This window comes from Microbispora sp. H10670 (genome assembly GCF_014161385.1).
Taxonomy (GTDB): domain Bacteria; phylum Actinomycetota; class Actinomycetes; order Streptosporangiales; family Streptosporangiaceae; genus Microbispora; species Microbispora triticiradicis.
This window is the reverse complement of the sequence record NZ_JABBWW010000009.1, coordinates 1-14,749: the sequence shown is the minus strand read 5'-3', so window position 1 is coordinate 14,749 and position 14,749 is coordinate 1. Positions and strand designations below refer to the sequence as shown.

The 14,749-nt window shown below is 73.0% G+C and carries 15 protein-coding genes and 1 pseudogene; 7 read left to right on the top strand and 9 right to left on the bottom strand.

Going from position 1 to position 14,749, the window contains the following annotated elements; genetic code table 11:
* Nucleotides 1-47 precede the first annotated feature (47 nt).
* The 3 genes from HHX33_RS15200 to HHX33_RS15190 are packed head-to-tail and all read left to right on the top strand — an operon-like array spanning nt 48 to nt 3,521.
* Entirely contained in the window at nt 48-1,253 is a 1,206-nt protein-coding gene (locus HHX33_RS15200) for an MFS transporter (RefSeq protein ID WP_182875170.1), read from the top strand.
* A 34-nt stretch (nt 1,254-1,287) separates the two neighbouring features.
* Nucleotides 1,288-2,253: a glucosyl-3-phosphoglycerate synthase gene (locus HHX33_RS15195; RefSeq protein WP_310741382.1), complete on the top strand. Its 966-nt coding sequence runs from the start codon at nt 1,288-1,290 to the stop codon at nt 2,251-2,253.
* 56 nt (nt 2,254-2,309) lie between these two features.
* Nucleotides 2,310-3,521, top strand: coding sequence for an acyl-CoA dehydrogenase family protein (locus HHX33_RS15190; RefSeq protein ID WP_182875168.1), 1,212 nt, complete (start codon nt 2,310-2,312; stop codon nt 3,519-3,521).
* A gap of 65 nt (nt 3,522-3,586) precedes the next feature.
* On the opposite strand, the gene HHX33_RS15185 is transcribed toward HHX33_RS15190, so the two are convergent.
* Nucleotides 3,587-4,156 carry a GNAT family N-acetyltransferase gene (locus HHX33_RS15185; protein ID WP_182875167.1) on the bottom strand — a complete coding sequence of 190 codons (570 nt, stop codon included), beginning with the start codon at nt 4,154-4,156 and terminating at the stop codon, nt 3,587-3,589.
* A gap of 95 nt (nt 4,157-4,251) precedes the next feature.
* Nucleotides 4,252-4,446 carry a hypothetical protein gene (locus HHX33_RS15180; RefSeq protein WP_182875166.1) on the bottom strand — a complete coding sequence of 65 codons (195 nt, stop codon included), beginning with the start codon at nt 4,444-4,446 and terminating at the stop codon, nt 4,252-4,254.
* A gap of 425 nt (nt 4,447-4,871) precedes the next feature.
* Here HHX33_RS15180 and HHX33_RS15175 point away from each other — a divergent pair, with 425 nt between their 5' ends.
* Nucleotides 4,872-5,720 (top strand): patatin-like phospholipase family protein, encoded by an 849-nt coding sequence (locus HHX33_RS15175; RefSeq protein WP_182875165.1) that lies wholly within the window; start codon nt 4,872-4,874, stop codon nt 5,718-5,720.
* 117 nt (nt 5,721-5,837) lie between these two features.
* Here the strand turns inward: HHX33_RS15175 and HHX33_RS15170 are convergent, their stop codons facing one another.
* On the bottom strand, nt 5,838-6,275 hold the full coding sequence (locus tag HHX33_RS15170; protein ID WP_182875164.1) for a hypothetical protein: 438 nt from the start codon (nt 6,273-6,275) through the stop codon (nt 5,838-5,840).
* Between the two features lie 105 nt (nt 6,276-6,380).
* Nucleotides 6,381-8,537 (bottom strand): DUF6493 family protein, encoded by a 2,157-nt coding sequence (locus tag HHX33_RS15165; protein WP_182875163.1) that lies wholly within the window; start codon nt 8,535-8,537, stop codon nt 6,381-6,383.
* Between the two features lie 115 nt (nt 8,538-8,652).
* On the opposite strand from HHX33_RS15165, the gene HHX33_RS15160 reads away from it, so the two are divergent.
* On the top strand, nt 8,653-9,180 hold the full coding sequence (locus HHX33_RS15160) for an NUDIX hydrolase family protein (protein ID WP_111699495.1): 528 nt from the start codon (nt 8,653-8,655) through the stop codon (nt 9,178-9,180).
* A gap of 36 nt (nt 9,181-9,216) precedes the next feature.
* On the opposite strand, the gene HHX33_RS15155 is transcribed toward HHX33_RS15160, so the two are convergent.
* Complete coding sequence (locus HHX33_RS15155; RefSeq protein WP_182875162.1) at nt 9,217-9,810, bottom strand: DUF4291 domain-containing protein; 594 nt, start codon at nt 9,808-9,810, stop codon at nt 9,217-9,219.
* 41 nt (nt 9,811-9,851) lie between these two features.
* Nucleotides 9,852-11,018, bottom strand: a complete 1,167-nt coding sequence (locus HHX33_RS15150) for an MFS transporter (protein WP_182875161.1) — start codon at nt 11,016-11,018, stop codon at nt 9,852-9,854.
* A 142-nt stretch (nt 11,019-11,160) separates the two neighbouring features.
* Here HHX33_RS15150 and HHX33_RS15145 point away from each other — a divergent pair, with 142 nt between their 5' ends.
* Nucleotides 11,161-12,147 (top strand): ArsR/SmtB family transcription factor, encoded by a 987-nt coding sequence (locus HHX33_RS15145; protein WP_182875160.1) that lies wholly within the window; start codon nt 11,161-11,163, stop codon nt 12,145-12,147.
* Between the two features lie 6 nt (nt 12,148-12,153).
* Here HHX33_RS15145 and HHX33_RS15140 read toward each other — a convergent pair whose 3' ends face one another.
* The 3 genes from HHX33_RS15140 to HHX33_RS15130 all read right to left on the bottom strand — a co-directional run bounded on the left by HHX33_RS15140 (nt 12,154) and on the right by HHX33_RS15130 (nt 14,469).
* The gene (locus HHX33_RS15140) at nt 12,154-13,329 is read right to left on the bottom strand and encodes a glycosyltransferase family 4 protein (RefSeq protein ID WP_182875159.1); all 1,176 of its coding nucleotides are present in this window, start codon (nt 13,327-13,329) and stop codon (nt 12,154-12,156) included.
* Nucleotides 13,326-14,213, bottom strand: coding sequence for a sulfotransferase family protein (locus tag HHX33_RS15135; RefSeq protein ID WP_182875158.1), 888 nt, complete (start codon nt 14,211-14,213; stop codon nt 13,326-13,328). Before HHX33_RS15135 ends, HHX33_RS15140 begins: the two co-directional genes overlap by 4 nt.
* Nucleotides 14,214-14,289: 76 nt before the next feature.
* Entirely contained in the window at nt 14,290-14,469 is a 180-nt protein-coding gene (locus tag HHX33_RS15130; protein WP_182875157.1) for a hypothetical protein, read from the bottom strand.
* Between the two features lie 50 nt (nt 14,470-14,519).
* On the opposite strand from HHX33_RS15130, the pseudogene HHX33_RS15125 reads away from it, so the two are divergent.
* Nucleotides 14,520-14,749, top strand: a pseudogene (locus tag HHX33_RS15125) (IS701 family transposase); the annotation flags it as partial.

Below are 14,749 nucleotides of genomic sequence, written 5' to 3'. Positions count from 1 at the left end.
ACTAGTTGGTTGACATCCAACTGGTTGGTTGGCTACCGTCCCCAGCCATGAGCACATCGACGTCCGCCCTCCGCCCACCCGCTGCCGCCGCCACGGCCTACGCGCCGCCGCGACGCACCGTGGCCGCGTTCGTGCCGGCCGGGCTCCTCGCCACCGGGCACCTCTACGTCGTGATCCCCCTGCTGGCCCGGATGTCGGCCGAGTGGGGTGCCCCCGCCGCGGTCCTGACCTGGCTCGTGAGCGCGTTCGGCCTCGGCTACGCGGGCGGCTTCCTGCTGTTCGGCCCGCTGTCCGACCTGTACGGCAGGCGCCGCGTGATGACCTGGGGCATGGCGGCCACGGCCGTGACCACCGCATCGGTCGCGTTGAGCCCCGGACCCGGGGCGGCGCTCGCCCTGCGGGTGGCCGAGGGAGTCACCACCGCCGTCTTCGCCCCCACCACGTTCGCGTACATCGCCGAGCGCGTCGAGCCCCGCCGCCGGGCCGTGACGATGACCTCCGTGGTCAGCGCGCTGTTCGCCTCGGCCGTGGTGGCCCAGCTCGCCGGCAAGGCCCTCGCCGACCTGCTCGGATGGCGGCCGGTGTTCCTGCTCGGCGGCGCCGCGTTCGCCGTCATGACCGTGGTGCTGCGGCGGGTGATGCTGCCCGACACCGCCAGTGGAGCGGGCGGCAACCCCTACGCCGCCGTGCCGGTCCTGCTGCGCGACCCGCGCCTGGTGCTGATGTACGCCGCCACGCTGACGGTGCTCGGCGCGTTCGTCGCCCTCTACACCGCGCTGCAGCTGGAGGGCCCCGCGGGCATCGCCGGCGACCCCTCCGCGCTGCTGACGTTGCGGGCCACGGCGCTGCCGGCGATCGCCGCGATCCCGTTCGCGACGCCGTACCTCACGCGGTTCTCCCCGGCCCGCCGGGCGGCGGTGATGCTCGGCGCCGCCGCGGTGATCGCACTGGTGGTCGGCCTCACCGCCCCCGGCGTCGCGGCGCTGGCGGTGCTGCTGGCCGCCTTCGCCTTCGCGATCGGCGTCACCGCCCCCGCCGTCATCGAGACCGTGGGCCTGCTGGCCGGCCCCGCGCGGGCCACCGCCGTCTCCCTGTTCACGTTCTTCCTGTTCACCGGGGCGAGCCTCGGCCCGGTCGCCGCCTCGGCCGCCGCGCCGTACGGCTTCGCCGTCCTCATGTACGGCGTGGCGGGGGTGCTCGCGCTGGGAGGAGGACTCGTCCTGATCGCGTCGTCCGGCCGCCGCATAAGGTGAGCCTTGTCGGATGCGGCGGACGGGGGGAGAGCGCGTGCTGCCTGAGGTGGAGGCCTGGCTGGCCCGGCGTACCTCGTCGGCGGCGGACTGGCCGGTCCGCGCCCTGCTGTCCGCCAAGGGGGACAGCAGGATCTCGGTGGTGCTGCCCGCCAGGAACGAGGCGGAGACGGTCGGGGAGATCGTCGCCGCCGTCCGCCGCGAGCTGGTGGAGGCCGTCCCCCTGGTGGACGAGCTGGTCGTGATCGACTCCCGGTCGGCGGACGACACGGCGGTGCGGGCGTTACGCGCCGGCGCGAAGGTCTTCGCGCAGGACGAGATCCTTCCCGAGCTGCACGACCCGCGCTACGACGGCAAGGGCGAGGTGCTGTGGAAGTCCCTCGCGGTGACCACCGGTGACCTGGTGGTGTTCGTCGACGCGGACCTGCGCGAGTTCCGCACCTCGTTCGTGACCGGCCTGCTGGGGCCGCTGCTGGCCGACCCCTCGGTCGCGTACGTGAAGGCGTGCTACGACCGGCCGCTCCTCGGGGCGGCCGAGCCGAACGCGGGAGGCAGGGTCACCGAGCTGGTCGCCCGGCCGCTGCTCAACCTGCACTGGCCGCTGCTCGCGGGGTTCGTGCAGCCGCTCGCGGGCGAGTACGCCGGCCGCCGCGCGGTCCTGGAGCGGGTGCCGTTCGTCACCGGGTACGGCGTGGAACTGGGGCTCCTCATCGACCTGCTCGACCAGGTGGGGCTCGACGCCCTCGCCCAGGTCGACCTGGGCCGCCGGATCCACTCGCACCAGTCGACGGAGGCGCTCGGCCGGATGGCCGGGCAGATCATGCACACCGCGTGGGCCCGTCTGGAACGCCAGGACCGGATCATTCCGCTGCACGAGCCGTCGTCCCGGCTGGTGCAGTTCGAGCGCGGCCACGCCGGGCACCGCGCGGTCACCCGGGACGTCGCGGTGGCCGAGCGGCCGCCGATGGAGACGGTCCCGCAGTACGCGTCCCGCCTGCGCTGAGTGGCGCCCCCTTGGAGTGTTACCGTTGGTAACACTGTGGAGAGGAGAGGCCCCCGATGACCTTCTGCCCCGAGTTGAGCGACGACGTCCGCGAGGTGCGCGACTGGGTCCACGAGTTCGCCCGGGACGTCATCCGACCCGCCGGCGCGGAATGGGACGAGCGTGAGGAGACACCCTGGCCGGTGATCCAGGAGGCCGCCAAGATCGGGCTGTACTCGCTGGACTTCTTCGCCCAGCAGTGGTTCGAGGAGTCGGGGCTCGGCCTGCCGGTGGCGTTCGAGGAGCTGTTCTGGGGTGACGCCGGGATCGGCCTGTCGATCGTCGGCACCGGCCTGGCCGCCGCCGCCCTCGCCTCCAACGGGACCCCCGAGCAGATGGGGGAGTGGCTGCCCGAGATGTTCGGCACCCCCGACGACGTCAGGCTCGGCGCGTTCTGCTCCTCAGAGCCGGACGCGGGCAGCGACGTCGGCGCGATCAGGACGCGGGCCGTCTACGACGAGGCGACGGACGAGTGGGTCCTGAACGGCGTGAAGACCTGGGCGACCAACGGCGGCATCGCCTCCGTCCACGTCGTCGTGGCCTCGGTCGACCCGTCGCTGGGCACGCGGGGTCAGGCGTCCTTCGTGGTCCCGCCCGGCGCTCCGGGCCTGTCGCAGGGCCAGAAGTTCAGGAAGCACGGCATCCGCGCCTCGCACACGGCCGAGGTGATCCTGGACGACGTACGGGTGCCCGGCCGGTGCCTGCTCGGCGGCAAGGAGAAACTGGACGAGAGGCTGGCCCGGGTACGCGCCGGCGCGCGGGCCGGTGGGCAGGCCGCGATGCGCACCTTCGAGACCACCCGCCCCACGGTCGCCGCGATGGCCGTCGGCATCGCCCGCGCCGCCTTCGAGTACGCCCGCGACTACGCGGGGGAGCGCGAGCAGTTCGGCCGCAAGATCGGCGAGAACCAGGCCGTCGCGTTCCTGCTCGCGGACATGGCCACCCGAGTGGACGTCGCCCGGCTGATGACCTGGCGGGCCGCCTGGATGGCCCGCCAGGGCCGGCCGTTCGAGCAGGCCGAAGGATCGATGAGCAAGCTGGTCGCGAGCGAGACCGCCGTCTGGGTGACCGAGCAGGCGATCCAGATCCTCGGCGGCGCCGGCTACACCCGCGAGCACCCGGTCGAGCGCTTCCACCGCGACGCCAAGATCTACACCATCTTCGAGGGCACCTCCGAGATCCAGCGTCTCATCATCGGCCGCGCCGTCACCGGCCTCCCCGTCCGCTGATTACGCCTTGGCCGCCATCCACCCGGCTGCCACGGTGGCGTCCAGGTCCCGGCAATCCGCGCGGGTCAGTGGGCTGTGGTGGGGCGGCGCCACAGTGAGCCGGACCGGCGGCCGGGCAGTGCGACGGTCGTGATGTGTTCGAACCCGCACCGGGCGTAGTACGCCTGCAGCGGGATCGCCTCGCGGGCGACGTTGAGCCACACCCACGGGAAGCCCTGACGGCGGGCGTGCTGGACCGTCCACTCGATCAGGAGCCGGCCCAGGGTGCCCGACGGCGGAGTGGGGACGTCCCAGCCGGGCGGCTGGTGCGGGTGGGGGCGTACGACGGCGAGCCTGTGCAGGATCAGGGCCTTGTCCTCGACGGGGTCGAGGCCGGCCGCGCCGAACTCGGGGTCGGGGCACTGGTCGACGGCCAAGGTGGCCTGCGGCCAGCGGCCGGAGTGCTCGACCAGCCGGATCGCGCCACTGGTGATGCCGGGGGTGACGCGGTCCAGGCCGAACCCGGCCTTGGGCCAGCCGTCGCCCTGATCACGCTCGTATATCCAGGCGGCGGAGGCGTTGAGCAGGGCCAGGACGGTGCCGGCGTCGTCAGGGCCGGCTTGGCGCATGGTGTACGGCGGGGGCAGGGCGGGCACCAAGCCCTGATATGGCCGCAAGGCCGCTCCCTTGGTCACGTCTGTGGCTGGGCGTGCGAACAGCTTGCCATGTGGTGGCGAGAAGCCGGGGCTCGTCAGCCGGCGGCGTCAGAGGAGATTCCGCCGGCCAGGAACTCGTTCAGGGTCGCGATGATGATCTCCCGCGCCTCCGGGCGCGCGAGGGCGCGCGGCTGCAACGACGGGTATTTCTCGTAGTCGGCGGATTCGAGCTGGTCGCGGAGACGGGCCGACCCCGGAAGGACGCTGAGCTTCCCGGCGAGCCGTGCCATGCGTTCACGCGATGCGCCGTGATGGCGTACGGACCCGAAGTTGACGGCCAGGACGGACTTCGCGGGGCTGGTGTAGACGCTCTGAGCGCGAGGGCCAACGCCCGATCCATGATCTCGCGCGTGACCCAGTGGTCAAGGGCCGCCACGGCCTGGGACCAGGCGGCGCGGTAGAGGTCGGTGACGTCGAAGGAGCCGACCGCGAGCCGCTCCAGATTGCGGCCGCCGCCGACGAGTTGCCGGGCGTACTCGAGGTTTCGCTGGAACTGCTCGAAATGCCTCGTTCCACTTTCATGCCGTGCGGGTTCCGCGGATAGCGCCCGGGTGGAGGGATTCGCGGTGGTCCGGGGTCTCCGCCTATAGCGGGTGAAACGAGGGCGTACGGGTAGGAAGGGAGACCGGGCCGGGGGAGTGTGGGGAAGCGGCCGATGACGACGGCGTTCATCCTGTGGGGCGGCGGCAGCCTGGGGGCCGCGCAGGTCGGCATGCTCCGCGCGCTCACCGCTCATGGCATCCACGCCGACATGGTGGTCGGCGCCTCGATCGGGGCGCTCAACGGCGCCTACTACGCCTCCCGCCCGGATGCCGAAGGAGTGGAGGAGCTTGCCCGGCTGTGGCTGTCGGTGAGCGGCCACGACGTCTACCCGGTCAGCGGGCCCGACGTGCTCCGCACGCTGGCGGGCAACCTGCCCTTCCACCCCTTGCGGGGAGCTCTGCAGGCGCTGGGCGTGCTCAACTACACCTTCCCGCTCAATCCGGCCACGCTGGCCGCGGCCGTGCTGGGCCGTCGCAACTACCTGTTCGACAACTCGGCCCTGCGGCGGTTCCTCGAACGCGTTCTGCCGATCCGCGCCCTGGAGGAGACGCGGACGCCGCTTTCGGTGCTCACCGCGGACGTCCGGACGGGGCGGCCGGTGGTGCTGTCGCACGGGCCCGCGCTGCCGGCTCTGCTGGCCAGCACCGCGATCCCGGCCCTGTATCCCACCGTGACGATCGGCGATCGGATCCTCATGGACGGAGGCGTCGCGGACCTGACCACCCTCGACTACGCGGTGGACGCGGGCGCCGACGAGGCGTACCTGCTGGCGCCCGGATTCACCTGCCGGACGCGCCGTCGACGGCGATCGCCATGGCCCTGCACGGATACAACCTGCTCAGCGAGCAGCGCGTCAGCGCCTCGATCAGGCAGAACAGGCGGCGGACCCGCCTCCACGTGCTGCCGCCGCTCTGTCCGGTCGAGGTGCTGCCCGTCGACTTCCGCGCCACGGCCGACATGATCGAACGTGCGACCCTGTCGGCCACCCACTGGCTGGAGCGGCGTGAGCCGCACCCCGCACTCGCCCGCTCGGTCCCCCGCACGAAGCGGATCACGGCCCGTACCGGCCCGGCTGAATCTACAACGTAAAGGCAGAGGCGTTGTCGCCACCGGAAAGCTGTTCGTGCAGCCGGCGCGCCTGACGGACGAGTTCGCTCACCCGGCGCCGACCGGCCAGTTCGGCGATGACGGGGAGATCGCCCCGGGCGTCCGCCCATTCGGCGACGTCGGCGGCGAACCCCATCAGCCGGGTGTGCACGGAGGTGGCCCGCCCGCCGGGGCCCGGCAGGTAGCCGGGCAGCAGGCCCCGCAGGATCTCCCACACCTCCCGGTGCGCCCCACGCTCGGCCGCCGCCCGGAGCGCCTCCACGAGCCCGCTGAGACTGTCGGGCCCGCGTGCCAGCAGGACGGCGGCCTGCCTGCCGAGTTCCTCGCCGGGCAGGCCGCCGGTGGCGGCCAGGCGCAGCAGCGGCCCTACGGCTCCGCCGGCCGGGCCCGCGAGCAGGTAGTGCGCCATGATCAGCGCGACGCCCTGCCCGGCGGGGCCGTCGGCCGTGACCAGCAGTTCGAGGTCGGCGAGCGTGGGCTTGTTGAGGGGCCAGAACGAGTGCAGTGTCCAGGCCTACCGGGCGGCGGCCAGTTCGCGGTGCCCGGCGAGCACCGCGAGCAGCCGTTCGCACGCCTCGTCGTGGAACCGGGGAGTGAGCAGATCGCCCAGCACCTCTTGGTACTCCGGTCCGCACACGAACTCCGAGAAGACGCGGACGTCGCCCTGGTGGGTGCCCCAGCGCAGGATCACCTCCGGTTCGGCGGGGCGGTCGGTGAGCCACCGGGCGACCGTCCGCCCTGCCGGGCTCGTCAGAGCCGCGGCACGCGCGGCGACCTCGCCGGAGACGGTACGGCCGACCCGGAGCAGAGCCTGCCGCAGGTCCAGCGGCAGCGCCTCCACGCCGTCGCGCTCGTGGCCCTCGATCCGCTCCACCAGCGCTTCCGGATCGAGGAGCCCGTTCGCGCGGGTGGGCGTGCCGAGCAGGTACGACGGCAGGCGGCCTTCGAGTTGGGCCTGGTAGACCTCGGCGTACCGCATGAGCGTCCACACCCTCGCGCCCGCGCCGTGCTTCATGTCCGGGAGCCGCTCCGCGACGGTCTCCGTGCCCTGCGGGTGCGCCCGGCGCCACGCACCCGGTTCGGTCAGCTCCTTCGCCATCGCCGCGGCCCAGTCGGCGGTGTCCCACCAGGGTGTCCACGGGTGGCTGCGACTCCAGTGACGGGCGAGCGGAGCCAGCGCGGCGAGCAGCCGGTCCCGCTCGGCGTCGGTCCGGTGCCGGGCCGCCAGCCGTACGAAGCCGTCCAGCCATCTCTCGTTGGCGAGCCAGTCGTACTCCGACAGCGTGATCCGGGCCAGTTCCTCCGGCGTCCCGGGGGCGGGCGGCATGCGCGCGGGTTCCGGGACCGAGGGGAGCGGCACGGGGACGAACCGAGCGGGCTCCGGCTCCGGCGCGACCTCGCCGCCGAAGACCGCCGCCAGCCGCGCTCCCTGGTGGGCGGGCAACGCCGCGACCGCGTCCCTGATCATCTCGGCGCCCACCGGGGTGAACCGCTCCGCATGCTTGGTCGCCAGCTTCACGGCCCGCTCCCGGGCGTCACCCGACGCGGTGCCCAGTGCGGCGGCCAGTGCCATGGCCAGCGCGGGGGCGTAGGCGTCGACGTCTCCGGCGGGGTCCTTCAGCAACCGGTCGAGCCAGATCAGCCCGGCCCGCACCAGGCTGCCCTCGGCACGGAACAGCAGCGCTTCGACGGCCTCACCCGCCTGCTCGGGCGGGATCGGCCCCAGGCGGCGGATCTGCCGGAGCGCGAGGTCGGCCACGTTGGCCGCGGCGGCCGGGAGCAACGCCAGATAGTCACGCACGTACGGCGCGATCTCCTCGGGCGAGGGGTCGAGCCGGTCGTGCAGGAGGACGAAGAAGCGCTGGTCGGCGGCTTGGCCGCCGCGCAGGAACCGGCCGCGGCACCCGTCGAGCAGGGCGTCGCGCTTGATCCGGCCGTCGCGGGCCATGGCGGCCAGCGCGGTGGGCCAGTTCCGGTGGGCACGGAGCAGCCTGCCCACGCCCTCGGCCCCGAACAGCCTCGGCAGCATCGCGTCCAGCAGCGGATCCGCCGGCAGATCGCCCGAGGGGGTCGCCGCGACCCAGGCGAGGGTGAGGGGATCGTGCTCGGGGGGCTCGGCTCCGCTCTCGCGCAGCAGCCGCAGGGCCAGCCGTACCCGCCGGTCGGGCCGCGGGCGGGTGCCGCGCAACCGCCGCGCCAGCCGTACGGCGAGATCCCTGCGCCATTCCAGCGGCCTGGCCGCCACGACCGCGGCGATCAGCGGGACGTCGTCGGTGTCCGCGGGCTCCCACCCGCGGTCGAAGTCGCGCCTGTTCAGCCAGGTGGCGACGGCCGCGGCGCCGGGGAGAACCGCGGCGCCGGCGACCCGCATGGGCTCGATCCAGCGGTTCCCCACCTGTGGTTCGTCCATGGCGTCGGCCTCGGCGAAGTCGTAGACCGATCGGCCCGTCCGCGCCGCCCGCTCGTACAGCTCCTCCCACAGAGCCTGACGCGCCTGCTCCCGTTTCCTCTCCTCGCGCACCCCGGCCTCGCGGGCGGCGGGAAGATGTCCGGGCAGTTCCCGCGCCACCTCGCGGCGCGCGTCGTCGTCGAGGTCCAGCACGGCGGCCGCGACGGCGGAGGCGTCGCCGGCGGCTATTCCGGCACGGACCGCGTCCCAGGGGTTCGTCATGATCGGCACCCTAGAAGCGGGCACCGACAAGATCGGTTCGCGGCGCGCGGCCACGAGGTCGCCGATGTGGGGAACCACCCCTCGCCTGGGCAAGTACGATCGTTCCGTGACCGAAATGACCGAAACGACGCCAGGCTGGCTCGCCCCCGAGGACATCGAGTCGGTGCGGGGCCGCATGCCGATCCTGTACGTGGACGCCGTGCCCGTGCGTGTGGACGACACGGGCACCGTGACCCGTGTCGGCCTGCTGCTGCGGATCGGCCCCGACGGAACCGTGAGCCGGGCGCTGGTTACCGGCCGGGTGTACTACCACGAGCGCATCCGCGACGCGCTCCTGCGTCACCTGGAGAAGGACCTCGGGCCGGTGGCGCTGCCGAGCGTGCCGGTCTCCCCGGCGCCGTTCACGGTGGCCGAGTACTTCCCCACGCCCGGGGTCACGCCGTTCCACGACCCGCGCCAGCACGCGGTCTCGCTGGCCTACATCGTCCCGGTGCGCGGCGACTGCCGGCCCCGGCAGGACGCGCTCGACCTGGAATGGTTCACGCCCGAGGAGGCGGCCTCCCCGATCGTGCAGCAGGAGATGACCGGCGGCCAGGGCGTGCTGCTCAAGCAGGCCCTCGCCCACGTCGGCCGGCTGACCTGACGCGGAAGCCGCCGGGCCGGCCGCCCGTACGAGTGATCAGCGACGGCCGGCTCTGTCGTCGGCGTCCGGCGAGGCGCCGATGACGCCGGCGAGCCTGGACGGCAGCGGATAGGGCCGTTCGGCGGGCGGCGCGACCGCACCGGCGCGGATCGCGCCGAGGGCGGCGGTGATGTCGGCGATGGAGACGATCCACTCGTCGACGTAGCGGTCCACGGCCTCCCCGGACAGGCCGATCTGGATCGACCGGTACGGCAGCGGGTGCAGCCGCGCGTCGCGCTCGGGATCCCATTGGATCCGGACGGGACTCTCGCGAAGGCGGGTGGCCCACGTCCTCTGGTCCTCGCCGGGACCGGGATGGCTGGGACATGAATGGGCGAGCGCCCACTCGAACCCGTCCCGGCTGACCTGTATGGCGAGCACGCGGGTCTGACCCGGTTTCGCCGCCCAGCCGCTGCGATACATCATCCAGTGGAACGAAGGCTTGACCCAGGTCATCCGTTCGCGCTTGAACGGAGGCACGAACCGCTGCGCGGCGACCGCCCGGTCGGCGACGGCGGGGTCGTGCGCCTGGTAGACGGTGACGGCCTCCTCGGTGTAGGCGGCCCGGATCTGCCGGTAGGGAACTTCCATCTCGCCGAGTCTCGTCAGTCCCGGCCGACGTGGGCAACCGGTTATCGCCGATGGGCGAGGGCCAGGAGATGGCGGGCCAGGGCGAGCGCGCCGAGGAGCGCGACGAGCGCGCAGACGCCCGGCCAGCCGGCCGCGTCCCAGACGCGTACGCCGAGCCAGGATCCCGCGCTGCCGCCGAGATAGGCGCAGGTCATGTAGGCGGTGTTGAGCCTGCCGCGGGCGTCGGGACGCAGGGCGTAGACCCGGGCCTGGTTGGCGACCATGCCGCACTGCATGGCGACGTCGAGCAGCAGCGTGCCGAGAGTCACCGCGGCCAGTCCGGGCACGCCGCCGAGCGACCCGGCGGCGAGGACCGCCGCCGACATGAGCACCCCGAGCATGCAGACGAGATTCACCGGGTCCGGTCCCACGCGGTCCACCAGGCGGCCGGCGACGGGGGTGCACAGCATGGTCGCCACGCCGACCAGGGCGAGCATCCCGACGGCCCGGGCGTCCAGGCCGTACGCCGGGCCGGTGAGCAGGAGCGCCAGGCAGGTCCAGACGGCCGAGAAGCCCGCGAAGACGGCCGCCTGGTAGACGCAGGAGCGGCGCAGCTCCGGCTCGGCATGGAGCAAGCGCAGCGGTTCGGCCAGGAGCGCGGGGTACGGCTGGCGGGAGGACGCGGCCGTGACCGGCACCGTGACGGCCAGCGCCACCGCGAGGAACAGCGCAAGGGCCGCGGCGACCAGGTACGGCGCCCGCCAGCCCAGCCATTCGCCGAGGCCCCCGCTGAAGGTGCGGGCCAGCAGCATGCCGCCGGTCGATCCGCTCAGCAGGGTGCCGATCACCGCTCCCCGGCGGCCGGCGGCGGCCAGACCGGCCGCCAGCGGGGCGACGACCGGCGCGGCCACGGTGGTGAGGCCGACCAGAGCGCTCGCGGCGACGAGGGGCGGCAGGGCCGGCGCGCAGCCCGCGGCGAGCAGGCCGAGGCCGGTCAGCGCGAGCAGGGAGACGAGGAAGGGGCGGTGCGGCACACGGTCGCCGAGCGGCACGAGCAGGACTATCCCGGCCGTGTAGCCGGCCTGGGTGGCGGTCACCACCAGGGCGCCCGCGTCGGGGGGCAGGCGCAGCCCGGCGGCGACCAGCGGCCCGATCGCCTGAGGGAAGTAGACGTTGCCCACGGCCACCGCGCAGGTCACGGTAAGGACGACGAGAATCCGGCGGCTCATGCCCCGGCCACCGGCCTGCCCCGCCGTCGCCCGGTCGCGCCGCTCACGGCGACGGCCGCAGGTGGTTCAGAGGGTGTGGAGGTCATGGACCGAAGTCCACGCCGAGGGTCTTCCCCCGCCAATCGATGTAGCGTATGACTTAATGATCAGTTTCGTGCTCGGCGTGGAGGACCTCGCGGACACCAGGTTCGCCCTCTCGCCTCTCACCGAGACGGTGCTCAGCCTGCGGGTGCTCCGCGATCCGGGCCTGTCTCCGATGCATCTCCCGTGGCGCGGGTCGGTTCTCGGCAGGATCGGCGGGCTCGACACGGGCCTGCTGATGTCGCTGGTGGCGAAGAGGCACACCCTTCCCGGCTTCCTGACGCCGAGGCCCGCGACCTTCGACCCGGACTTCGAGGAGGAACTGGCGGTCGTGGGCCGGACCTCTCCCGATCTGGTCCGCCGTGACCTGCTCGCCGCGCACGCGCCGGATCCGCTGCCCGGGCCGCTGCGCGACGCCGCCGGCGGCGACGACGCGCCGGTCGCCCGTCTCAGGGACGCCGTCTGTGAAGTCCTGCGCCGATACTGGGAGATCGCGGTGAAGCCGCTGTGGCCACGGGCGCGGCTGGTGCTGGAGGCCGACATGACCTACCGGGCGCGGCAGCTGGCCGTGGGCGGCGCCCGCCTGCTGTTCGCGGGCATGCACCCCAACCTGCGATGGGAGGACGGGGTGCTGCACATCGACAGAGTGATCGGTGGCTTCCGCGTCGCGGCGGCCGGCCGTGGGCTGCTGCTCGTCCCTTCCGTGTTCGCGCACAAGCCCGCGCCCCCGGTCATCCCGGAGGAGCCTCCCTCGCTGGTCTATCCCAGCCGTGGCCTCGCGACGCTCTGGGCGCCGGAGCCCGTCCCCGCCGGCGCGGCTCTCGTGTCGCTCCTCGGCGCGCCCAGGGCGCGGCTGCTCGGCCTGCTCGGCGAGCCGCTGCCCACCGTCGAGATCGCCCGCCGCCTCGGGGTCACGCCGAGCGCCGTGTCCCAGCACCTGCGTGTGCTGTACGCCACGGGCCTGGTCACCCGGGCCCGCGACGGGCGGAAGGTCCTGTACCGCCGCAGCTCCCTGGGAGACCGGCTGACCGGCGCCGTCCGTCCGTGAGCCGGGTCATCGCCGCGCGTGCGCGTCGCTGCCCGTCCTGGTGTGGAGGAGTTCGGTGAACAGGTCGTCCCACAGCGGCATGACGTTCTCCGGGGCGTACTCCCGGGCGGTGGCCGCGGCGGCGGAGCCCATGCGCAGGCGCAGGTCACGGTCGGCGATCAGCCGGTTGAGCGCCGCGGCGAGGGCGTCCACGTCCGCGGCCGGCACGAGGAGGCCGTTCTCGCCGTCGGTCAGCACGTCGCGGGGGCCTGTCGGGCAGTCGAAGGCGACGATCGGCAGGGCGTGGGTCATCGCCTCGATCATGACCATCGGCAGTCCTTCGAAACGGCTGCTCAGCACGTAGACGGAGGACCTGGCGAGCTCGTCGTCGAGGCGGTTGGTCCGGCCCATCAACGTCACGTGGGCGGACAGCCCGTGCTCGCCGATCAGCGCGCGGAGCGCCGCCTTCTTCGGGCCGGTGCCGAAGATCCGCAGCCGCCACTCCGGATGCTCCCTGGCCACCTGGGCGAACGCCGGGAGCAGCAGGTCGAAGCCCTTCTGCTTGACCAGGCGGCCGGCGGCGACGATCACCGGGTGGTCCTGCCGGGACGGCGTCTGGTTCACCGAGTGGACCGCGTTGGGGATCCGCACGATCCTCGTGCCGGGCAGCATCGCCTCGTAGTCGCGCCGGTCGCTGTCCGTCAGCACCGCGATCGCGTCGAACGCGCCGTAGTATCGCGCGATCTCCGCGCGCAGCGTCTCGGGATAGCTGCCGAGGTTCATGTGCTCCTGCGCCACCCGTACGACGCCGGGGCCGGCGCGGCGCGCGGAGATGAGGTTCAGCGCCGGGCGGGTGGTGACGAGGACGCCGTCCTCGACCGACGCGACGTAGTCGATGGCGGCCTTCTCCACGCGTTCGGTGAAGTAGGCGGCGGCGTACTCGCCGAACGGCACGATCTTGCCGCGCAGCCGCCGCCAGACGCGGCGGCCGAGGGAGTCGGTCCGCACGCCCGCGCGCTGGTCCACCAGTGTGCGGAGGGTGACGGCCGGGTTCAGGCGGAACTGCGGCTCGTCCCGGCGCCGCACCACGCTCACGATCTCCACCTCGTGGCCGAGCGCGGCCATCGCGTTCGCCTGGTTGACCACGGTGCGGATCGTGCCGCCCATGCCGTAGGCGTGCAGCAGCATGTAGCGGATCTTCACCGCTCGTTCTCCTTCGGCAGGTAGCCCCAGCTCCGGCAGATGGGTTTCAGCAGGTCGGGTATCTCGTCCGGGCCCGGCAGGTCGCGTCCCGGCTGGACCCGGCCCGACCGGATCTTGTCGCTCCAGTCGCCGAGGCCCTTCTGCACGACCTTCTGCTCGCCGTACGCGAGCATGCCGGGCTCCCAGGGGATGCCGAGGAAGTCGCAGATCGCGCGGGTCGTCTTCTCCGGCTCGGCGGTGAGGTCCTCGTACCGCACGGTCAGGCCGGTGAGCGCCTTCCTGGCCCGCTGCACCGCCTTCATGTAGCGCAGCGCGTCGGACGCGGCCTCCTCACGGGTGCGCTTGACCGGGTCGGCCTCGTACCAGGAGGCCGCGATGGACGCGGGGTGACGCAGCAGGAAGATGTACCGGGCGTCGGGCCAGCAGGCGGCGATCCGGGCGTGGGCGAAGGCGTTGGCGGGGGTCTTGTCCACGATCGTCCGCTTGCCGCTGCGTACCAGTTCCCGGTGGAGCACCCGGTCCCACAGCATGTGCTCCAGGTCGGCCTGGTTGTGGCCGAGGGCCTCCATGGCCTTGCGGGAGAGCGTCGTGCCGAACCCCACCGTCAGCCTCCTGACGTGCAGCTCGTGCGGGGCGTGCAGCTCGGGGTGGGCGTTCAGCATCGATCGCAGCAGGGTGGAGCCCGACCGTACGGGCGACATGACGAACACCGGCGCCACCAGCAGCCGATCCGCCCGCGGGTCGGCCGGCGGGCGCACCAGCTCGTCCGGCGCGGGGGCGGGGGCCCGCTCCTCAGGGGACGACGTCGCGGCGGGCCGGGCACGGGTGAGCTGGACTCCGGTGAACTTGACGAGTGCGCCGTTGATCCTCCGCTGCCATGTCATGGCCTGCGACATTACCCATGGATCCGGGGAATTCCCTGAGAGTCCACCCCCTGGCCAGCTCGTATCTCCCGCGTCGTCACATCCGTGACCCGCCTGCCGTGCGTTCGAGTGCTCTCAGCTTCGCTCCGTGCCGGGGGTCGAGGAGCAGGCGGCACGTCTCGCTCTCCAGCACGCACACGAAGCGGCGGAAGCGCGGAGAGGAGCGCCGCATGGGATTGAGCACTCCGTCGACGTCGAGCAGTACGAGCGCCGTCACGTCCCGACCCTAGTACTACAGCCAGGTTTTGTGATCTATAGTTCTAGATCATGTCGGATGAGCTGACCGCGGGCGACCTTCAGGAGTGGGTGGCCGGGCTGGATGTGTTGTTCGCGCGGGTGGCGGGACGGTTCGGGCGGGTGGAACCGCGCGGGCAGGCGCGGGCGTACCTGCTGGGGCTGCTGGCTCCGATCGAGCGCAAGAACGGCTGGCAGCTGGCGGAGGCGGCCGGGGATGCGGCTCCTGATCGCATGCAGCGCTTGTTGAACAGTGCACGCTG

Excerpts from the sequence above, each read along its gene's own strand:
- HHX33_RS15160 (WP_111699495.1), top strand. The coding sequence starts at position 8,653 with ATGACCGAAACGACGCCAGGCTGGCTCGCCCCCGAGGACATCGAGTCG.
- HHX33_RS15180 (WP_182875166.1), bottom strand. The coding sequence starts at position 4,446 with ATGGCACGGCTCGCCGGGAAGCTCAGCGTCCTTCCGGGGTCGGCCCGT.
- HHX33_RS15155 (WP_182875162.1), bottom strand. The coding sequence starts at position 9,810 with ATGGAAGTTCCCTACCGGCAGATCCGGGCCGCCTACACCGAGGAGGCC.
- HHX33_RS15165 (WP_182875163.1), bottom strand. The coding sequence starts at position 8,537 with ATGACGAACCCCTGGGACGCGGTCCGTGCCGGAATAGCCGCCGGCGAC.
- HHX33_RS15175 (WP_182875165.1), top strand. The coding sequence starts at position 4,872 with ATGACGACGGCGTTCATCCTGTGGGGCGGCGGCAGCCTGGGGGCCGCG.
- HHX33_RS15150 (WP_182875161.1), bottom strand. The coding sequence starts at position 11,018 with ATGAGCCGCCGGATTCTCGTCGTCCTTACCGTGACCTGCGCGGTGGCC.
- HHX33_RS15200 (WP_182875170.1), top strand. The coding sequence starts at position 48 with ATGAGCACATCGACGTCCGCCCTCCGCCCACCCGCTGCCGCCGCCACG.
- HHX33_RS15190 (WP_182875168.1), top strand. The coding sequence starts at position 2,310 with ATGACCTTCTGCCCCGAGTTGAGCGACGACGTCCGCGAGGTGCGCGAC.
- HHX33_RS15145 (WP_182875160.1), top strand. The coding sequence starts at position 11,161 with ATGATCAGTTTCGTGCTCGGCGTGGAGGACCTCGCGGACACCAGGTTC.
- HHX33_RS15170 (WP_182875164.1), bottom strand. The coding sequence starts at position 6,275 with ATGGCGCACTACCTGCTCGCGGGCCCGGCCGGCGGAGCCGTAGGGCCG.
- HHX33_RS15135 (WP_182875158.1), bottom strand. The coding sequence starts at position 14,213 with ATGACATGGCAGCGGAGGATCAACGGCGCACTCGTCAAGTTCACCGGA.